General features: G+C 62.5%; 13 protein-coding genes, 2 tRNA genes, 1 pseudogene and 1 riboswitch. Of the genes and pseudogenes, 5 read left to right on the top strand and 11 right to left on the bottom strand.

Going from position 1 to position 14,487, the window contains the following annotated elements; translation table 11 throughout:
* Positions 1 to 92: 92 nt before the first annotated feature.
* The 4 genes from ACX80A_RS00080 to bcp all read right to left on the bottom strand — a co-directional run bounded on the left by ACX80A_RS00080 (position 93) and on the right by bcp (position 3,649).
* Entirely contained in the window at positions 93 to 1,817 is a 1,725-nt protein-coding gene (locus ACX80A_RS00080; protein WP_459257624.1) for an ABC transporter substrate-binding protein, read from the bottom strand.
* 219 nt (positions 1,818 to 2,036) lie between these two features.
* Entirely contained in the window at positions 2,037 to 2,726 is a 690-nt protein-coding gene (locus ACX80A_RS00075) for a fasciclin domain-containing protein (protein WP_459257623.1), read from the bottom strand.
* A 313-nt stretch (positions 2,727 to 3,039) separates the two neighbouring features.
* Positions 3,040 to 3,121: transfer RNA gene (locus ACX80A_RS00070), tRNA-Leu, on the bottom strand.
* A gap of 57 nt (positions 3,122 to 3,178) precedes the next feature.
* On the bottom strand, positions 3,179 to 3,649 hold the full coding sequence (gene bcp / locus ACX80A_RS00065) for a thioredoxin-dependent thiol peroxidase (RefSeq protein WP_459257622.1): 471 nt from the start codon (positions 3,647 to 3,649) through the stop codon (positions 3,179 to 3,181).
* 174 nt (positions 3,650 to 3,823) lie between these two features.
* On the opposite strand from bcp, the gene ACX80A_RS00060 reads away from it, so the two are divergent.
* A complete protein-coding gene (locus ACX80A_RS00060) occupies positions 3,824 to 4,357 on the top strand; it encodes a MarR family winged helix-turn-helix transcriptional regulator (RefSeq protein ID WP_459257621.1) in 534 nt (177 codons plus the stop codon).
* A gap of 34 nt (positions 4,358 to 4,391) precedes the next feature.
* Here the strand turns inward: ACX80A_RS00060 and ACX80A_RS00055 are convergent, their stop codons facing one another.
* The 6 genes from ACX80A_RS00055 to ACX80A_RS00030 all read right to left on the bottom strand — a co-directional run bounded on the left by ACX80A_RS00055 (position 4,392) and on the right by ACX80A_RS00030 (position 9,317).
* Complete coding sequence (locus tag ACX80A_RS00055; protein WP_459257619.1) at positions 4,392 to 4,820, bottom strand: hypothetical protein; 429 nt, start codon at positions 4,818 to 4,820, stop codon at positions 4,392 to 4,394.
* A 578-nt stretch (positions 4,821 to 5,398) separates the two neighbouring features.
* A complete protein-coding gene (locus ACX80A_RS00050) occupies positions 5,399 to 6,964 on the bottom strand; it encodes a S24 family peptidase (RefSeq protein ID WP_459257618.1) in 1,566 nt (521 codons plus the stop codon).
* A 79-nt stretch (positions 6,965 to 7,043) separates the two neighbouring features.
* Positions 7,044 to 7,436: a hypothetical protein gene (locus tag ACX80A_RS00045; RefSeq protein WP_459257617.1), complete on the bottom strand. Its 393-nt coding sequence runs from the start codon at positions 7,434 to 7,436 to the stop codon at positions 7,044 to 7,046.
* A gap of 18 nt (positions 7,437 to 7,454) precedes the next feature.
* A riboswitch (cyclic di-GMP riboswitch) is annotated at positions 7,455 to 7,531 on the bottom strand.
* A 345-nt stretch (positions 7,532 to 7,876) separates the two neighbouring features.
* Positions 7,877 to 7,949 (bottom strand) — tRNA-Lys (locus tag ACX80A_RS00040).
* A gap of 90 nt (positions 7,950 to 8,039) precedes the next feature.
* Complete coding sequence (locus tag ACX80A_RS00035) at positions 8,040 to 9,080, bottom strand: PQQ-dependent sugar dehydrogenase (RefSeq protein WP_459257615.1); 1,041 nt, start codon at positions 9,078 to 9,080, stop codon at positions 8,040 to 8,042.
* A 63-nt stretch (positions 9,081 to 9,143) separates the two neighbouring features.
* Positions 9,144 to 9,317, bottom strand: a complete 174-nt coding sequence (locus ACX80A_RS00030; protein WP_459257614.1) for a hypothetical protein — start codon at positions 9,315 to 9,317, stop codon at positions 9,144 to 9,146.
* A gap of 116 nt (positions 9,318 to 9,433) precedes the next feature.
* Here ACX80A_RS00030 and ACX80A_RS00025 point away from each other — a divergent pair, with 116 nt between their 5' ends.
* A complete protein-coding gene (locus ACX80A_RS00025) occupies positions 9,434 to 10,384 on the top strand; it encodes a 2-hydroxyacid dehydrogenase (RefSeq protein ID WP_459257613.1) in 951 nt (316 codons plus the stop codon).
* A 32-nt stretch (positions 10,385 to 10,416) separates the two neighbouring features.
* On the opposite strand, the gene ACX80A_RS00020 is transcribed toward ACX80A_RS00025, so the two are convergent.
* Complete coding sequence (locus ACX80A_RS00020) at positions 10,417 to 10,908, bottom strand: hypothetical protein (RefSeq protein WP_459257611.1); 492 nt, start codon at positions 10,906 to 10,908, stop codon at positions 10,417 to 10,419.
* 193 nt (positions 10,909 to 11,101) lie between these two features.
* Between ACX80A_RS00020 and ilvD the strand changes: the two genes are divergently transcribed.
* From ilvD to ACX80A_RS00005, 3 genes and pseudogenes are all read left to right on the top strand, one after another.
* Positions 11,102 to 12,805: a dihydroxy-acid dehydratase gene (gene ilvD / locus ACX80A_RS00015; protein ID WP_459257610.1), complete on the top strand. Its 1,704-nt coding sequence runs from the start codon at positions 11,102 to 11,104 to the stop codon at positions 12,803 to 12,805.
* Between the two features lie 57 nt (positions 12,806 to 12,862).
* Positions 12,863 to 12,975: pseudogene (locus ACX80A_RS00010) on the top strand (ROK family protein); the annotation flags it as partial.
* Between the two features lie 213 nt (positions 12,976 to 13,188).
* Positions 13,189 to 14,487: DUF222 domain-containing protein (locus tag ACX80A_RS00005; RefSeq protein WP_459257609.1), on the top strand; the 1,299-nt coding region annotated here is incomplete at its 3' end.

Below are 14,487 nucleotides of genomic sequence, written 5' to 3'. Positions count from 1 at the left end.
CCAGTGGCAAGGGCGCTTAGCTTTGAAGCGTAGCGTCTGGTGGGTTCCTTGGGTAATCGGCCAGCCGTAGTGGTCAGCAGGGTAGTGGGTCATCAGTCGTTCTCGATGGCTTCCAGGTCAACATCGGCAAGATCGATCAGGTTGAAGACCTCATTCATCACCGGGCTGACGGGGTAGGTTGTCACCCGTTCAGAGACAGCCAGGGCGGAAATAGGGAAAGCGAGCGGAACGGCCGGCAGTCGACGCGCAATCTGGTCGCTGATGTCCTGATAGGCGGCCACCCGGTCTTCTCCATTGGGGAGTGTGCGGGCACGATCGATCTTGCTGAACAGTTGGTTGTCAGTGAAGGCGAATTCATCCGTCGTGGCTCCGAATAACTGGCCCACAAAGTTGTCGGGATCCTGGTATGTCCCGCTCCAACCGAGGAGATGGAACGCGCGGTCGTCGTCGTTCTGGACGGTCTCCAGATACCCGTCGGCCCAGGAGGTCGGCACCGGTTCAATGGTGAAGCCGGCCTCTTCCAACTGGGTTTGCAGAACGGCGAAAACACCCTCGGGGGACGGTAGGTACGGCCGTGAGACGTCGGTCGGGTAATGGAACGGAAGGGGTTCCCCGTCATAGCCGGATTCCTTGAGCAGCTCCTGAGCCAATTCGACATCGTAGTCGTAGGCGGAGATTTCCGCATTGGTGACGGCAAGCTTGGGCGGGACAAACTGATCCGCGGGTGCCGTGCCGTTCAGGAACATGCCTTCAATCACGGCCTGCCTGTCGATGGCGTGGGCCACCGCCTGACGGAAAAGTAGGTTGTCCACCCCGGGGAAGTCCTGGTTCAGGCCGAGGTACAAGATCGAGTAGGGGTCACGCTGAAGGAGTTGCTGGCCTTCCCTCACCAGGGTGCCGGCATTGTCCACGGTGACGAAGTCGTAGGCGTCGATCTCGCCGGTGGTGAGCGCCTCCAGCCGGTCGTCGGCCAGCGCCAGCGTGGTGAACACGACGGTGCCGATTTCACCGCGTTCACCCCAGTAGTCCTCGAACGATGTCAGCCGAACCTCGCCCGCAGCCCAGCTTTCGAAGGTGTAGGGGCCGGTTCCTACCGGGCTGAGCGCGTATTCCGAGAGCGCGGTGCCGTTGCGGACTTCGGAGAGGTCATCGGCTGCCAGGTCCTCGAGGGCCTGCGGTGAGGACATCGCGAACGAGGGCATCGCAAGGGCTGCGATGAATCCGGTCAGACGGCTGTTGAGCTGGATCAAGACCTCGAACTGACCCAGTGGCTGGCAGGAGGAGTAGATGGAGAGCTCCGGCTCATCCGAGTAGGCGTTGAACACCGAGCCAAACGCGATGGTGTTGTCCGCGGAACGGGCGTCGGCGGGTAGTGAATACCAACGGTCGAAATTCGCGCAGACGGCTTCGGCGTTGAATGGTTCGCCGTCGTGAAATTCAACGTCCTCACGGAGGGTGAGGGCGTAGGCGCGGCCATCGTCCCGTTCTTCCCAGGAGGCGGCGAGCAGGGGGACGGGTTCAGAGGTGAGGGGGTCAATGCCCACGAGTCCCTCAAGCACCTGTCGGGTAACCCGGTAGGACTCGGTATCCGCGACCAGAGCCGGGTCGAGCCCGGAGGGGTCGGCGGCAGCGCCGAAGGTAAAGACCGCATCCGGTTCCCGGGCTGGAACGGTTGCCGACGGCGTGGGGGCGGACGTCGTCGTCGGTACTGGCACGGGGGTAGCGCCGGTGCAACCAGCGAGGGTAAGGCCGAGGACTGCCGCAACTGCGCCGCGGGTTGGTCGGGCCCAACGGGAGGGTCCGGCAGCAGCGGTCATTGCCATGGTCTCCTCAGCCGTGCCCGCACACGGCGGAAAATTGGTTAGGTTCTCCAGTCTAAATGATGATCACCCCTGCCAACTGCGACCCAACTGCGGCCGATCGGCGGCCAGTTGCCCCAACGAGGAAAGGCTGGGATCCCGAGCACCATAGCGGTGCTCGGGATCCCAGCCTCGTTCGCCCTGGTTCGAGTTAGAGGAATCGAATCAGGGAGTCGATTACTTGCTTGGAGGCATCAGAACGGTGTCCACCATGTACACGGTCGCGTTCTGGGTCATTACGCCACCGCAGACAACAGCTGAGCCGTCTTCGCCGACAGTGATTTCGTCGCCCGAGCCCTCAACGGTGAGCTCTGCACCATTGGCGGTCATGTGGGTTCCGGCAACCTCGTCCGGGGTCAGCTGACCTGGGACGACGTGGTAGGTCAGGATGCTCTCGAGGAGAGCCTTGTCGGTCTTGAGGGTTTCGATGGTTGCCGCGTCGATCTTGGCGAAGGCATCATCGGTCGGTGCGAATACGGTGAACTCGCCACCGTTGAGGGTGTCAACGAGGTCAACGTCGGGGTTCAGCTGACCCGTGACAGCAGCGGTGAGGGTGGTGAGGATCGGGTTGTTTGAAGCAGCGGTAGCTACTGGATCCAGTGCCATACCGGCAACTGAACCGTCGCCTTCTGGGACGGCTGCGGCGTAGTCGGCGCAACCTGGGCCAACCAGGTTGGCTGCTGGGTCCGCGTCTTCGCCCATTTCCTCTTCCATACCCGACTCGGTTGCTTCGGGTGCGGCTTCGGTGGCGGTCGTTTCTTCGGCGGGCTCGGCTGCAGTGTCGCCGCCACCGCATGCTGCGAGGCCGAACATGGCCACTGCAGCAACACCGAGGATGGAGAGCTTACGGCTCGTGATGTTTCCCATTGAATTTTCTCCTTCATTGGTGTGACCGGGCGTACTTTGCCGATCAGCTAACTAACTTGTCGAACACATCGTGTCGATGTCTCATAGGTACTTCGCTCGTGTTCGAACGGAGGATGGGTGGCCAATCCTGAAATCTTCTACCGGGATGAGAATCCGCGTAGAACCGCGGATTTGGAGGACTTAATGTGATCCAGGTCCCATCGGGTGGCTGACCGGGCGGGTAACAGAATGGGCACGCCGGGAACCGATCAGCCAGAGAAAAGAAAACACCCCCAGCCAAAGCCGGGGGTGTTTTCTCGTAGCGTTTACCTTGTGCGCAAGAAGGGACTTGAACCCTCACGTCCGAAGACACTGGATCCTAAATCCAGCGCGTCTGCCAATTCCGCCACTCGCGCAGTTGAGGTTGAGGGCAGTCAGGCTGCCCAAAACATCAGCCTCCAGTGTACGCGAATCTAATCAATGCCGAGGTCCTTCCTGAGCTTTACTACATGACCAGTGGCGCGGACGTTGTACTGGGCCAACTGCACCCGGCCGTCGGACCCGACGACGACGGTCGAGCGAATCAGGCCGTCGTAGACCTTGCCGTAGTTTTTTTTCTCTCCCCAGGCACCCCATGCTGCAGCCATCGTGTGGTCTTCGTCGGACAGCAGCGGGAACGTCAGTCCCTCGGCAGCGGCGAACTTCTCGAGCTTTGGGACTCCGTCCGGCGATACGCCCAGAACTGAGTAGCCGGCTGCTGCGAGGGACGCGAGGTTATCGCGGAAGTCGCACGCCTGGGTAGTGCAGCCGGGCGTGGCAGCGGCCGGGTAGAAATAGACCACCACGCTGGTACCCGCGAAGTCCTTCAACGAGACAGCGGATCCATTGGCGGCGGGCAGGGTGAAATCAGGGGCTACCTCACCCGGCATCAGTCGTTCAGCCATTATTACCATTCCTTCACCTATTTGGGGGTAGCGCTATGTATGGTCGCGCTGACACTTTTTCGCAAATCCCTAGCTATCATAAGTAAATAAGGTCGATACGTTCGAAAGTACGACCGGCCGCGGGACAAAGATCAACGTCGCACGTCTGTGGGACGAGAGGAAGTGTTTTCTTTTATGCCGGACCTGGAGCAATGGCCCACCGGACGACTGCTAACAACCGCCGCGCGGCTGGTAGAGCATGCGTGGAACGAACGACTGGGGTCACTTGGTGTCACCCACGCTGGGGTCATTGCGATGGGGGTGCTGGCGGGCCAGGGACCAATGACCCAGGCGCACCTCGCCCAGATCGTGCGGGTTCAGGCACAGACGATGGGCAAAACCCTCTCCCGCCTTGAGACACGAGGTCATGTTTCACGCACTCGAAATGATCTCGACCGCCGCAGCCATATGGTTTCCATAACGGATGTTGGCCGCACTGTCCTTGAGCAGGCAAAAGATATCGAACGCACCCTGATCACCGACGAGGGACTGGTTTCGGATGAACTGCGGGACCACCTTCAGGGTGTGATCCGTGAACTGGGAGCGCCCCGGTGGGCATCCGGCTCTCCCGTTACGTCGCCAGTCGTGGATACCCAGCCCGACGACGGCGATCTGCCGCCGTCGGGTTTCTCCGACGGGCCCGATGCAGTGGTCTCTCGCGAACGCTAGGTCCGGTTCCCTTTGGTTAGGCTGGTGTCCGGCTTCACCAGACGAGGTCGAGGTCGCTGTGCGCGGCATAAAGAAGGCGCTCCGGATCGTTCAGAACGTCGACCGGCCTCTCGCCACCAAGGTACCCATTCGGTAAACAAAACCACTGCAATAGATGTCTGTCTCTCCACCCTCCTGCAAGCCCGATCATCGCAACACGGGCAATCATCGGACGCGCCCGGCCGCTGACAGGGTCAAACTGAAAACCCGGATAGAGGACTCGACCTGCCCTGGTGACCACGCCGAGGATCTGTCGTCGCGCGGCAAGGCAGCCTGCTGGCGGTGAGAGTGGACCGACCTTGTCATCTACCTCGGCTCCGGTGAGCATGCCGAATTCTGCAGCAATTGCGGCCCAGCGTCCGCGTGCCACCCGCCGGCTTATTTCACCGGTGTGTATTTCCCCGAAGGTTGACACCCCTTCCATGGCGTCAACCTACTGCTTCCCAGCAAAAACGGGAAGGTACCGGCTGTCTTTGCAACCGAAACGGTATAGATATGCCGTTTGACATCAGGGCAAAACAACGACACACTACGCAACGCCCTCATCAGGTGGGATTTCCTGGCGGGAGTTCCGTCTTTGCCGGAGTGGGAGAAGCCCGGACTGGATAGTTTTACGTTTGGGCCTTAGGTCCCTGTTGCTGGAAAGCTGTCGGTTCTACTGTGGGGATGTCGGGCTTGAGCAGATGAACAGGCGATGACCGGCAAGCATCGGATGGGGCGCCGGTGCGGTTCGTCTTCATTCTGGGGGGTGAAGGCGGCCAACGACGGACCAAACAGGGCTACAGCACTGAAAAGTGCGTCGCCCGCTCTCGCTGAGGTTGGTTGGTCTCCTCCGCTGCGCCGACGGGTAATGCACCACCTTCGCGGATCTGCTGTCGAGCACTGTCGCGCTGATCGGATAGATCCGGGACGAGAATGAACCACAGATCTGGCTCTCGTTTAGGCCTTGCAGAAGCGACTGCCGGTGACAAAGACCGTTTTTCCGAGGTCCTCATCCATTTCCTAGGTGTTGATCCGGGCGTCTGTTTCCGTTCTCAGGGTGAGGGCGTCCGTTGGGGAGGTTTCAGTGTTGGTCCGGTATCGGTAGGTGGTGCTTTCGTCCTGCACGATGAATGTTTCGACGTCGCTTCTGGCCCAGTGAAGGACCAGAAGCCCGTAGCGTTCGGCGAGTTTGGCCAGTGTCGCGAAGGCGGTGACGTCGATAACGGGGCGACCCTGCGGGGCGGGCATCGGGTGTACCCGGACCAAAAGCGCTGAGTAGCGGCGGCGGATGGCGGCCCCTTCATCAACTGGGCTTTCCCGTCGTGAAAGCAACATCAGAGCGGTGCCTGCGAGGAATGCCAAGAAGAGTAGGACTGCCGAGAGGATCCGGGCATTTTCTGCGGTGAGGTTCCAATTTTCCGGACCTAAGGTCCGCGGCACGGATAGCGTTTGGCCTGCTGGAGTGTCGTTAGTGACCGTGAGGGCAGCCGCTGCGCCGGGAACGCTGAGTGCCAGAGGTGCCAGTTCAAGTGTGAGCGCAGGTTCGAAGTCCGGCCCTGCATCGGTCTGCACGCGAGGGGTGAGCATAATGGATATTGGGCTAGCTGGAAGGCCGGTAACGGCCGACGCCGCCTGGGCTTTGTCCTCGAATGTTGCCAGGTCCAGCGCTACGGTGCCTTCGTACTGGTTGCCGGCGAACGAGGTCGCGGCCGCAAGAGGAATGGTTGTGTGCCATCCGCCGGGGGTGGTTAGTTCCGCGGATACGGTCACGCTGCCCGGTTCGCCCTGGTAGGCGAAGTGCACATCGACGGTATCGGTGAGGGAACGGAAAACCGGATCCGGGGATTCAGCCACAGTCCCGTCATAAGCTGGGCTATCACCGACCTCCGCAGTGTAGGAAAATTCCATCCGGGCACCGCTGACCGGTTCAGCAGCAGCAGGTTGATTGAGCGGTCCGGTCCATGCCCAGACGACGAGCGACGAGGCGATGATTGCCAGGATCAGAGTCATGGCGGCTCCCACCCGTAGCAGGGGCGGTGACGCCCATGCTACGGCGCTGAAGCCGGTTCCGGTAACGGTGTGGCGGGACATCTCCGCCCTCCTTTGTCTGCTTTGTCTGCGTCTGCGTCTACGTCGGGTTATAGTGGTCCCGCCGCCGACCATCAGCGCGAAAGTCATCAGGGCCAGCATGGGCGGGCTGGCCAACCGATCCAGCCACACCCCACCCTGCGGGATATGCAGAAACTCCCGACCGACGAGCTCCTCAGCGGAAGGCTTCACGGTATCGACCGACTGACTGTTATCGCCTTGAAACACGAAAGCGTTCTGGTCGCCGCCGATAATACGGTGCAGCACAACCTCATTGCTGCCGGGCAGCCGGTAAGCGGCTATCTGACCCACCGAGTACGAGGGTGCCCGGGAAATTACCACTAGGTCTCCGTCGTAATAGACCGGGTTCATACTCACACCGTCTGTGGTGACCACCGCAGCCTGACCGGCGAGAATCGCTACCCCGATAACCGTCAAAAGCACGGCCGCGGCGGCAAAAAAACACACCGCCAGACGACGGAACAGCCGGTTCAGCATACGGTGGCTTTCATACTGATGTGGAGACCTTTGGGATGGGCCCGCAGCGAGAGGTGCGGGCCCATCCCAAAGGATGGAATTAGCTAGGGACGGTGACAGCGGCGCTGGTTACACCGGACTGGCTCAGACCGGTGCCTGGGCTGCAGGTGGAAACGAACGTGGTAGCACTGATGGCTGTGCAGGTGAAGGTCGTCGCTGTGCCGCCGGTGAGGGCAATGGTGGGGGTTTTGCCGCCCGTGGCGTCGGCGAACGTCAGCGTCACGGAATTGACGGCCGTTTTGGTGTTATCGGTGTACCCGTAGACCAGGCTGCTCAAGGTGGCGCCCGTAACGGACTGGCTGACAGTACCTCCAACGAACTGGGTCGAACCAGCTGTGGTGCTCAGTCCGGTACCGGTAAGCGCGGAACCGCCGGCGAAAGCCAGGCCTGCAACGGCAAGGGCAGCGACGAGCTTGGTGGATTTTTTCATCATGGTGTTTCTTCTCTCAATTTCAGTAGCCCGGCGAACCCCCAGCGGGTTCCGTGGCTTTGCGTCCCCGGTTCACACCGGGTTTGCCGTTTTGATGAGGATGCATCGCAGCGGAGAAGAAGAGACTGATAGCGGTCCCCCTAAACCAGCGTTGCGGAGTGCGACCGTATCAATCGGAAAATAAACGTCCGATCAATTCCGATCACTCTTTGAAACTACAGCGGAATAAACACAGAGACGCCATCCTTTGTCAATCCTGCGCAAACCCTAGACAAAACCGCCGGGTTCTCGGACTAAGTGACAGAAAAACTTGGACCGCTCGAAAATGAACCGTCCTGGAAATCAGGCGTGAACCGTTGTGACCCCGCGAGGTGTGTCGGTTGGCTCTCAGGTACAAAAAAATCGCCTGACCGGGCGTTTTGCCGATCAGGCGATTTTGTCTGTGCACCCCTCGGGACTTGAACCCGAAACCCTCTGATTAAGAGTCAGATGCTCTGCCAATTGAGCTAGAGGTGCGTGTCGATTGGGCCCACCGGGCCAACAGCAACAGCATGAAACTCTACCAGCACATCGGCTGAAACCCGAAATTGATTCTCCGCACGGCAGCTAGCCTGCTGTGACCGTCAGTATCCGGGATTGCGCGCCCTCATTCGTGGCAATCCATAGTGCGTCGCCAGCGCCTTCGATTACGTCGCGCAGCCGCCCGTGCTCGCCGTCGAAATGGCTGACCGGCGTTCCTGCCGTCCCAGACGCGAGCGGCACCTGCCACAGCCGCTCGCCGCGCAGGCCACCGATGTACGCGACGTCGTCCACGATCGCCATCCCGCTGGGGGAAGAGGTAGCTGTGGATGGCCACACGACCTGCGCGTCGATGAACCCGTCAGCCCCGGGAGCGCCAGTGACCGCGGGCCAGCCGTAGTTCCCGCCGGGTTCAATAAGGTTCAGCTCGTCGTCGACCTCGGGGCCAAATTCGCTGGCCCACAGCCGACCGGCGGAGTCCCAGGCGAGGCCCTGCATATTGCGATGCCCGAGGCTGTAGACGGGTGAATTCTCCACCGGGTTGCCGGGGGCCGGATCGCCGTCGGCAGTGATGCGAAGAATCTTGCCGCCATTGCTCGTCGGATCCTGGGCCGAGGCGGCCTGCCCGGCATCGCCGGTACCGACATACAGGTATCCGTCGGGGCCGAACTTGATCCGCCCGCCGTTGTGGATATTGGCCTTCGGAAGACCGGTGAACACCTCCTGGGGCTCGCCCAAGCCGTCCTCGCCGTAGGCAAGGCTCATAACCCGGTTGTCATTCGGGCCGGTGAAGTAGACGTACAGCCGGGGATCGGCGTCGAAGTCCGGTCCGATCGCCAGGCCGAGCAACCCGCCCTCGCCCGCCGCGGCGATCTCCGCGTCGAGGGTGCCGATGGTGGTCGTTGATCCGTCAATAATCCGCTTGATCTCACCCGATTCCCGTTCGGTGACCAACAGCGACCCATCGGGCAACGCCGCCAGCCCCCAGGGCACGGTGAGGCCCTCGGCGACAGTCCCTGCCGGGGAGAGGTCGGGTAAACCGACCGGGGTGGTGGACGGCGTCGGGCCGGCCGACGTCGTGCTCCCGTCAACAACCGGTGCGGTTTCCGGGCCCGTGCACGCGCTCACGCCAGTGAGCAGTAAGACGGTCAAAATCAGTGTTAAGAGCTGTCGATTCGCTAGCACGACGGCTTACTCCTCGACCTGGCGACCCCGAGGGTCGAGGTTTTGCAATGCCAGGGGAGTCGACGTCGGACCCGCATCGTCGTGGACTTGGCTGCGGGAATCGGGGGTGGTGCGGGATCGGAACCACCAAACGGCGCCCACCACTCCGGCGACCAGCAGCAACCAGAGAAATGCATCCACGACACGACCCCCTCTTTTGCTGTGGCAAACCGGATGCCTTCGACGTTACGGCCACGCTTCGCGGGTGTCCACCGCACGGAATGCCTCCAACCGCGCGGGAAGCTAGGCTTTGTCGAATGGACAAGATCACCACCGTTTCGGTGCCCAGTGTGGAAATGCTTGAAGCCCTGCAGCCAGCGCCCGCAGGAATTTCGCTGGTGGTGTGGGATTTCGACGAGGAACCGGTGGGGGCGGAGCTGGATGACATTGATGCTGCCGTTTTGCCGTATATGTCGTCTCCCGATCAGTTCGGTGACGCAGTGCGGAGCGCTCCGAACCTGCTGCTCGTGCAGACCCAGTCCACCGGCTACGAGGGCATTCCCGAACTGGTCGGCGACAACGTCGCCGTTGCCAGCGCCGCGGGGGTTCACGCCGCGGCGACCGCCGAGCTTGCGATCGGCCTGGCCATCGCCTCGCTGCGGGGCATTGACGACGCCGTTCGCAACCAGACCCTCGGCCAGTGGAAACCCGCGCGCTATCCGGGCCTGGCCGATCGGAAGGTGCTGCTCGTCGGGGTGGGAGGAATCGGCGTCGAGATTGCGCGCCGACTTGAACCGTTTGAGGTGGATCTTACCCGGATGGGCAGTTCAGCCCGCGACGACGAGTGGGGGCATGTGCACGGCACCGACGAACTGGTGGCGCTCGCCGAACAGGCTGAGGTGTTGATCGTTATCACTCCGCTCACCGATTCCACCCATGGGCTGATCAACGCTGAGGTGCTGGCGGCGATGCCCGACGGTGGACTGGTGGTCAACGTTGCCCGCGGTGCAGTGGTGGACAGTGAGGCCCTGACGGCGGAGGTGGTCTCCGGTCGGCTCTCGGCGGCAGTTGACGTATTCGATCCGGAACCCGTCCCGGAGGGTCACCCGCTGTGGTCAGCCGCCGGGGCACTGATCACCCCGCACAGCGGAGGCAACACCGGCGCTTTCTGGCCGCGCATCATCAGGCTGCTGAAGCGTCAGCTGGACTGCATTGCCGCCGGCAGGGCGCCGGAGAACCTCGTCCAGCGCGGATCATTGTTCAGTTGACGCTGGCTGCTGTTAGTTCATCGCGATCAACGTCAGCCCATCGCGATGAACGCGGTCATGAAAGCGCTGAAGTCCTGATGGTCATCCCGTTGATCGATCATCAGGCGGGAGTGCGGGCCTGAGCTGAAGCGAGCTTCGGGGTGGACTCCAAACCGGAAGGTTCGTCCGGTGCTGGTGCCTACCTCGAAGTGACCCCCAGCGAGTCGGAGGGCATGCGACAGGTTTGTCATGTTGATCTCAACCGGTATCCCAGCGCCGGTCAGGGTCTGCGCGTCGACAGGAGCAATCATGATTTCGGTCGGCTTCCACCGGTAACCCACCACGTAATACTGGGGGGTGACTACGCGGGCGCCGTCGGGGTCTCGGTGTTGATAGCGTTCGTTGGCCGCGAAGACCAAGTTGTAGTCGCCATAGTTGGGGATCTGCGAATCGAAGACTTTCCGCAGGCTGTCCTTGAGCTGGTCGCTATCGGGGGCCCGATCAGGCGATTCCGGCGGGGCAGGGTCCGATGGAGGCGTCGACATGAGGCCAAGTTTACGTGCCACAGCTTTCGGCGCGAGGGTCGAGCATGAGGCTGGCGGGCTCCCGGGAAGCCCGGCTCGCCCGCGCCGGGGGCTACCGACGTCGCGCAGGAACCGCGTGCGGCGGCCCGCTCATCCCGTAACAGGCCGGTCATATGGCGTTGAAGTGAAAGCGCGTACGCCTAGACTTTGACCCATGAGCGTGGAAACTACCCCAGACATCAAGCCGCGAAGCCGGGCCGTCACCGATGGATTTGAGCGGGCTCCGGCCCGCGGAATGCTCCGGGCGATTGGGATGGGCGACGACGATTTCGCCAAGCCGCAGATCGGTGTCGCCAGCTCGTGGAACGAAATTACCCCTTGCAACCTGTCCTTGAACCGGCTGGCCCAGAGCGCCAAAGAAGGCGTGCATGCCGGCGGTGGGTTCCCCATGCAGTTCGGCACCATTTCCGTGTCCGACGGCATCTCGATGGGTCACTCCGGCATGCATTTCTCGCTGGTGTCGCGCGAAGTGATTGCTGATTCGGTAGAGACCGTGATGGAGGCCGAGCGGATCGACGGGTCGGTGCTGCTGGCGGGCTGCGACAAGTCGCTGCCCGGCATGCTGATGGCCGCGGCCCGGCTCAACCTGGCGAGCGTCTTCCTGTACGGGGGGTCGATCATGCCGGGCTGGGTTAAGCTCGAAGACGGCACCGAGCGGGAAGTCACCCTCATTGACGCGTTCGAAGCGGTGGGCGCCTGCGCCGCGGGAAAGATGAGCGAAGAGGACCTGACCCGCATCGAAAAGGCAGTCTGTCCTGGGGAGGGCGCCTGCGGTGGCATGTACACCGCCAACACCATGGCGTGCATTGGCGAGGCGCTGGGCATGTCGCTTCCGGGCTCGGCGGCGCCGCCGTCGGCCGACCGTCGTCGGGATGAGTTTGCCCGCAAGTCGGGGGAGGCAGTGGTCAACCTGCTGCGCCTCGGGATCACCGCCCGCGACATCATGACCCGCAAGGCGTTCGAGAACGCTATCGCCGTCACCATGGCCTTCGGCGGGTCGACCAACGCTGTGCTGCACCTGCTGGCGATTGCCCGCGAAGCCGAGGTCGAGCTGACCCTTGACGATTTCAACCGCATCGGGGACCGGATTCCCCACCTAGGCGACCTGAAGCCGTTTGGTCGTTATGTGATGACTGACGTGGACAAGGTGGGCGGTGTGCCGGTCATCATGCGTGCGCTGCTCGACGCCGGGCTGCTGCATGGCGACGTCATGACCGTGACCGGAAAGACCCTCGCCGAGAACCTTGCGGCCATCAATCCGCCAGACCTCGATGGCAAGATTCTTCGCGCACTCGATAACCCGATCCACGCCAATGGTGGCATCACGATCGTGAAGGGGTCGCTCGCCCCGGACGGTGCGGTCGTCAAGACCGCGGGGTTCGACGCTGAGGTCTTCGAAGGAACGGCCCGCGTATTTGAGCGGGAGCAGGGCGCGCTGAAGGCGCTCGCCGACGGCGTCGTGACGGCCGGCGACGTCGTCGTCATCCGCTACGAAGGGCCCAAGGGTGGTCCCGGGATGCGCGAGATGCTGGCGATCACCGGTGCAATCAAAGGCGCGGGCCTGGGCAAGGACGTGCTGCTGCTGACCGACGGCCGGTTTTCCGGCGGCACCACCGGGCTGTGCATTGGGCATGTTGCGCCGGAAGCCGTCGACGGCGGCCCGATCGCCTTTGTGAAAGACGGCGATCGGATTCGCGTCGACATCCCAAACAAGACCTTTGACCTGCTGGTGGATGAAGCCGAACTGGAAAGCCGGAAGGTGGGCTGGGAGCCGCTGCCTGCGATTTATACGAAGGGTGTGCTGGCCAAGTACGCGAAGCTGGTGCACTCGGCCTCCGAAGGCGCCTACTGCGGCTAGCCCAACCCCGACCCGCCAAACCGTGCGGTATGGCCGGTCGTGAGTTCTAGCCTCTCGGCCCGCAACCTGACCGGTCACGGCTTCCGCCCGGCTGCCGGGTGGAAGCCGCGGGTCTGGGTCCTCGCGCCGGGCTGGTGGGTGCGGCGGACCTGTCGAGGTTGAGTCCGCGACCGCACCACCTCCGGGGTCTTTCTGGGCCCGGTTTGTGGTCCGAAAAAACTTTGAAAAAGTTTTTCTGGGGACCTTGGTTGACGCCTAATAATGTCGGTGGCGGGTGATGGAATGGGGGTATGAAAAGCAGTAGAGCTTCTTCTACCGGGTCGGGATTTTTTCCCGATTCTGGCGCGGATCCCGCCTTCGCGAACGGGCCCGCGAATACTGCTATGGACGGTTCCGCAGACACTGCCGCGGACGGGTCTGCGGAACCGTCCGTGGGGGCGTCCGGCGGGTATGGTCCGGGTGGTCCGTTGGGTGTTGATGCGGTGTGGACGGCCTCGGTAGGTGCCCCGTCGGATGCTCCGTCTGAGAGCCCAACTGGTTTTGGTGCCCGGGTGGGCTCTGGTGGTGGGTTGGCGGGGTTGTCGGGTCGGGTGGTTTTGACGGCGGTGGCTGGTCTGGATGTTGAGCAGACGTTGGGGGTTTTGAGGGGTCTTGGAGGGTTGCGGTCCTGGGTCGATGCGCAGGAAGCCAAAGCGGTCACCCATGTCAACGATCTCACCGCTACGGAGTACCCCGGGTTGGACGATCCGGGGCGGGTCAGGGCCCTGGCCGCGGCGGAGATCGGGGCGGCCACACGGGTGCCGGAGGTGACTACGGGAATCCTGATCGATCATAGTGAACTTTTGGTCCGGGACTTCCCGACCACCCTGACGGCGTTGGAGGATGGCAGGTTATCGAAGAGCCACGCGTGGGCGGTGGTCGGGGAAGCGATCAGCATCCCGGACACGGTCCCCGCCGTGAGGGCAGTGTTCGAGTCCACGCTCATCATGATGGCGGCGAAGACCACGGTGCGGAAGTTTTGTGGCCAGGCCCAACGGTTACGGGAGAAACTCCACCCGGAATCGATTACGATCCGGCACCGGAAGGCCGTCCTGGATCGTCGGGTGTATCTCGACCCGGCCCCGGACGGGATGGCCTGGTTTCAGGCGTTCCTTCCCGTTGAGCAGGCGGCAGGGATTTTCCACCGGGTCGATACCGCGGCCCGGAACCTGCAGGGCCCCGACGAACCCCGCACCCTCACCCAGTTACGCGCCGACGTCCTGGTAGACGTCCTCACCAGCGCCGGAACCACCGGCCACATGACAGACAGACACATGACAGACGGACACATGACAGACGGACACCTGACAGACGGACACCTGACAGACGGACCCGAACCCGCCGGGGACACCGGGTCGGAATCCGCCAGCGGGTCCGACGGCGACGCGGGTACTGGTGCCGGGAAGAACGCCGGCCACGATTCGAGCGGCGGGAACGGGTCGAACGACGGGAACGGCGGGAACGGCGGGAACGGTGAACCCGTCCAGTCGCGGGACAGTGACGCGTATTGGGGTGTTCAGGCGAAGGTGTTTGTCACCGTCCCGGTGCTTACCCTGTTGGGCGGGGATACGCCGGGGGAGTTGGAGGGGTATGGGCCGATCGATCCGGAGACCGCCCGGAAACTTGCCGGGCATGCGTCCTCG

The organism is Arthrobacter sp. TMN-50 (genome assembly GCF_054511125.1).
Note: the sequence above shows the minus strand (reverse complement) of the source record. Positions and strands in the feature narration are given on the sequence as shown.

Coding starts and splice junctions, on each gene's coding strand:
- ACX80A_RS00055 (WP_459257619.1), bottom strand. CDS start 4,820: ATGGAAGGGGTGTCAACCTTCGGGGAAATACACACCGGTGAAATAAGC.
- ilvD (WP_459257610.1), top strand. CDS start 11,102: ATGAGCGTGGAAACTACCCCAGACATCAAGCCGCGAAGCCGGGCCGTC.
- bcp (WP_459257622.1), bottom strand. CDS start 3,649: ATGGCTGAACGACTGATGCCGGGTGAGGTAGCCCCTGATTTCACCCTG.
- ACX80A_RS00050 (WP_459257618.1), bottom strand. CDS start 6,964: ATGCTGAACCGGCTGTTCCGTCGTCTGGCGGTGTGTTTTTTTGCCGCC.
- ACX80A_RS00045 (WP_459257617.1), bottom strand. CDS start 7,436: ATGATGAAAAAATCCACCAAGCTCGTCGCTGCCCTTGCCGTTGCAGGC.
- ACX80A_RS00060 (WP_459257621.1), top strand. CDS start 3,824: ATGCCGGACCTGGAGCAATGGCCCACCGGACGACTGCTAACAACCGCC.
- ACX80A_RS00025 (WP_459257613.1), top strand. CDS start 9,434: ATGGACAAGATCACCACCGTTTCGGTGCCCAGTGTGGAAATGCTTGAA.
- ACX80A_RS00020 (WP_459257611.1), bottom strand. CDS start 10,908: ATGTCGACGCCTCCATCGGACCCTGCCCCGCCGGAATCGCCTGATCGG.
- ACX80A_RS00080 (WP_459257624.1), bottom strand. CDS start 1,817: ATGACCGCTGCTGCCGGACCCTCCCGTTGGGCCCGACCAACCCGCGGC.
- ACX80A_RS00075 (WP_459257623.1), bottom strand. CDS start 2,726: ATGGGAAACATCACGAGCCGTAAGCTCTCCATCCTCGGTGTTGCTGCA.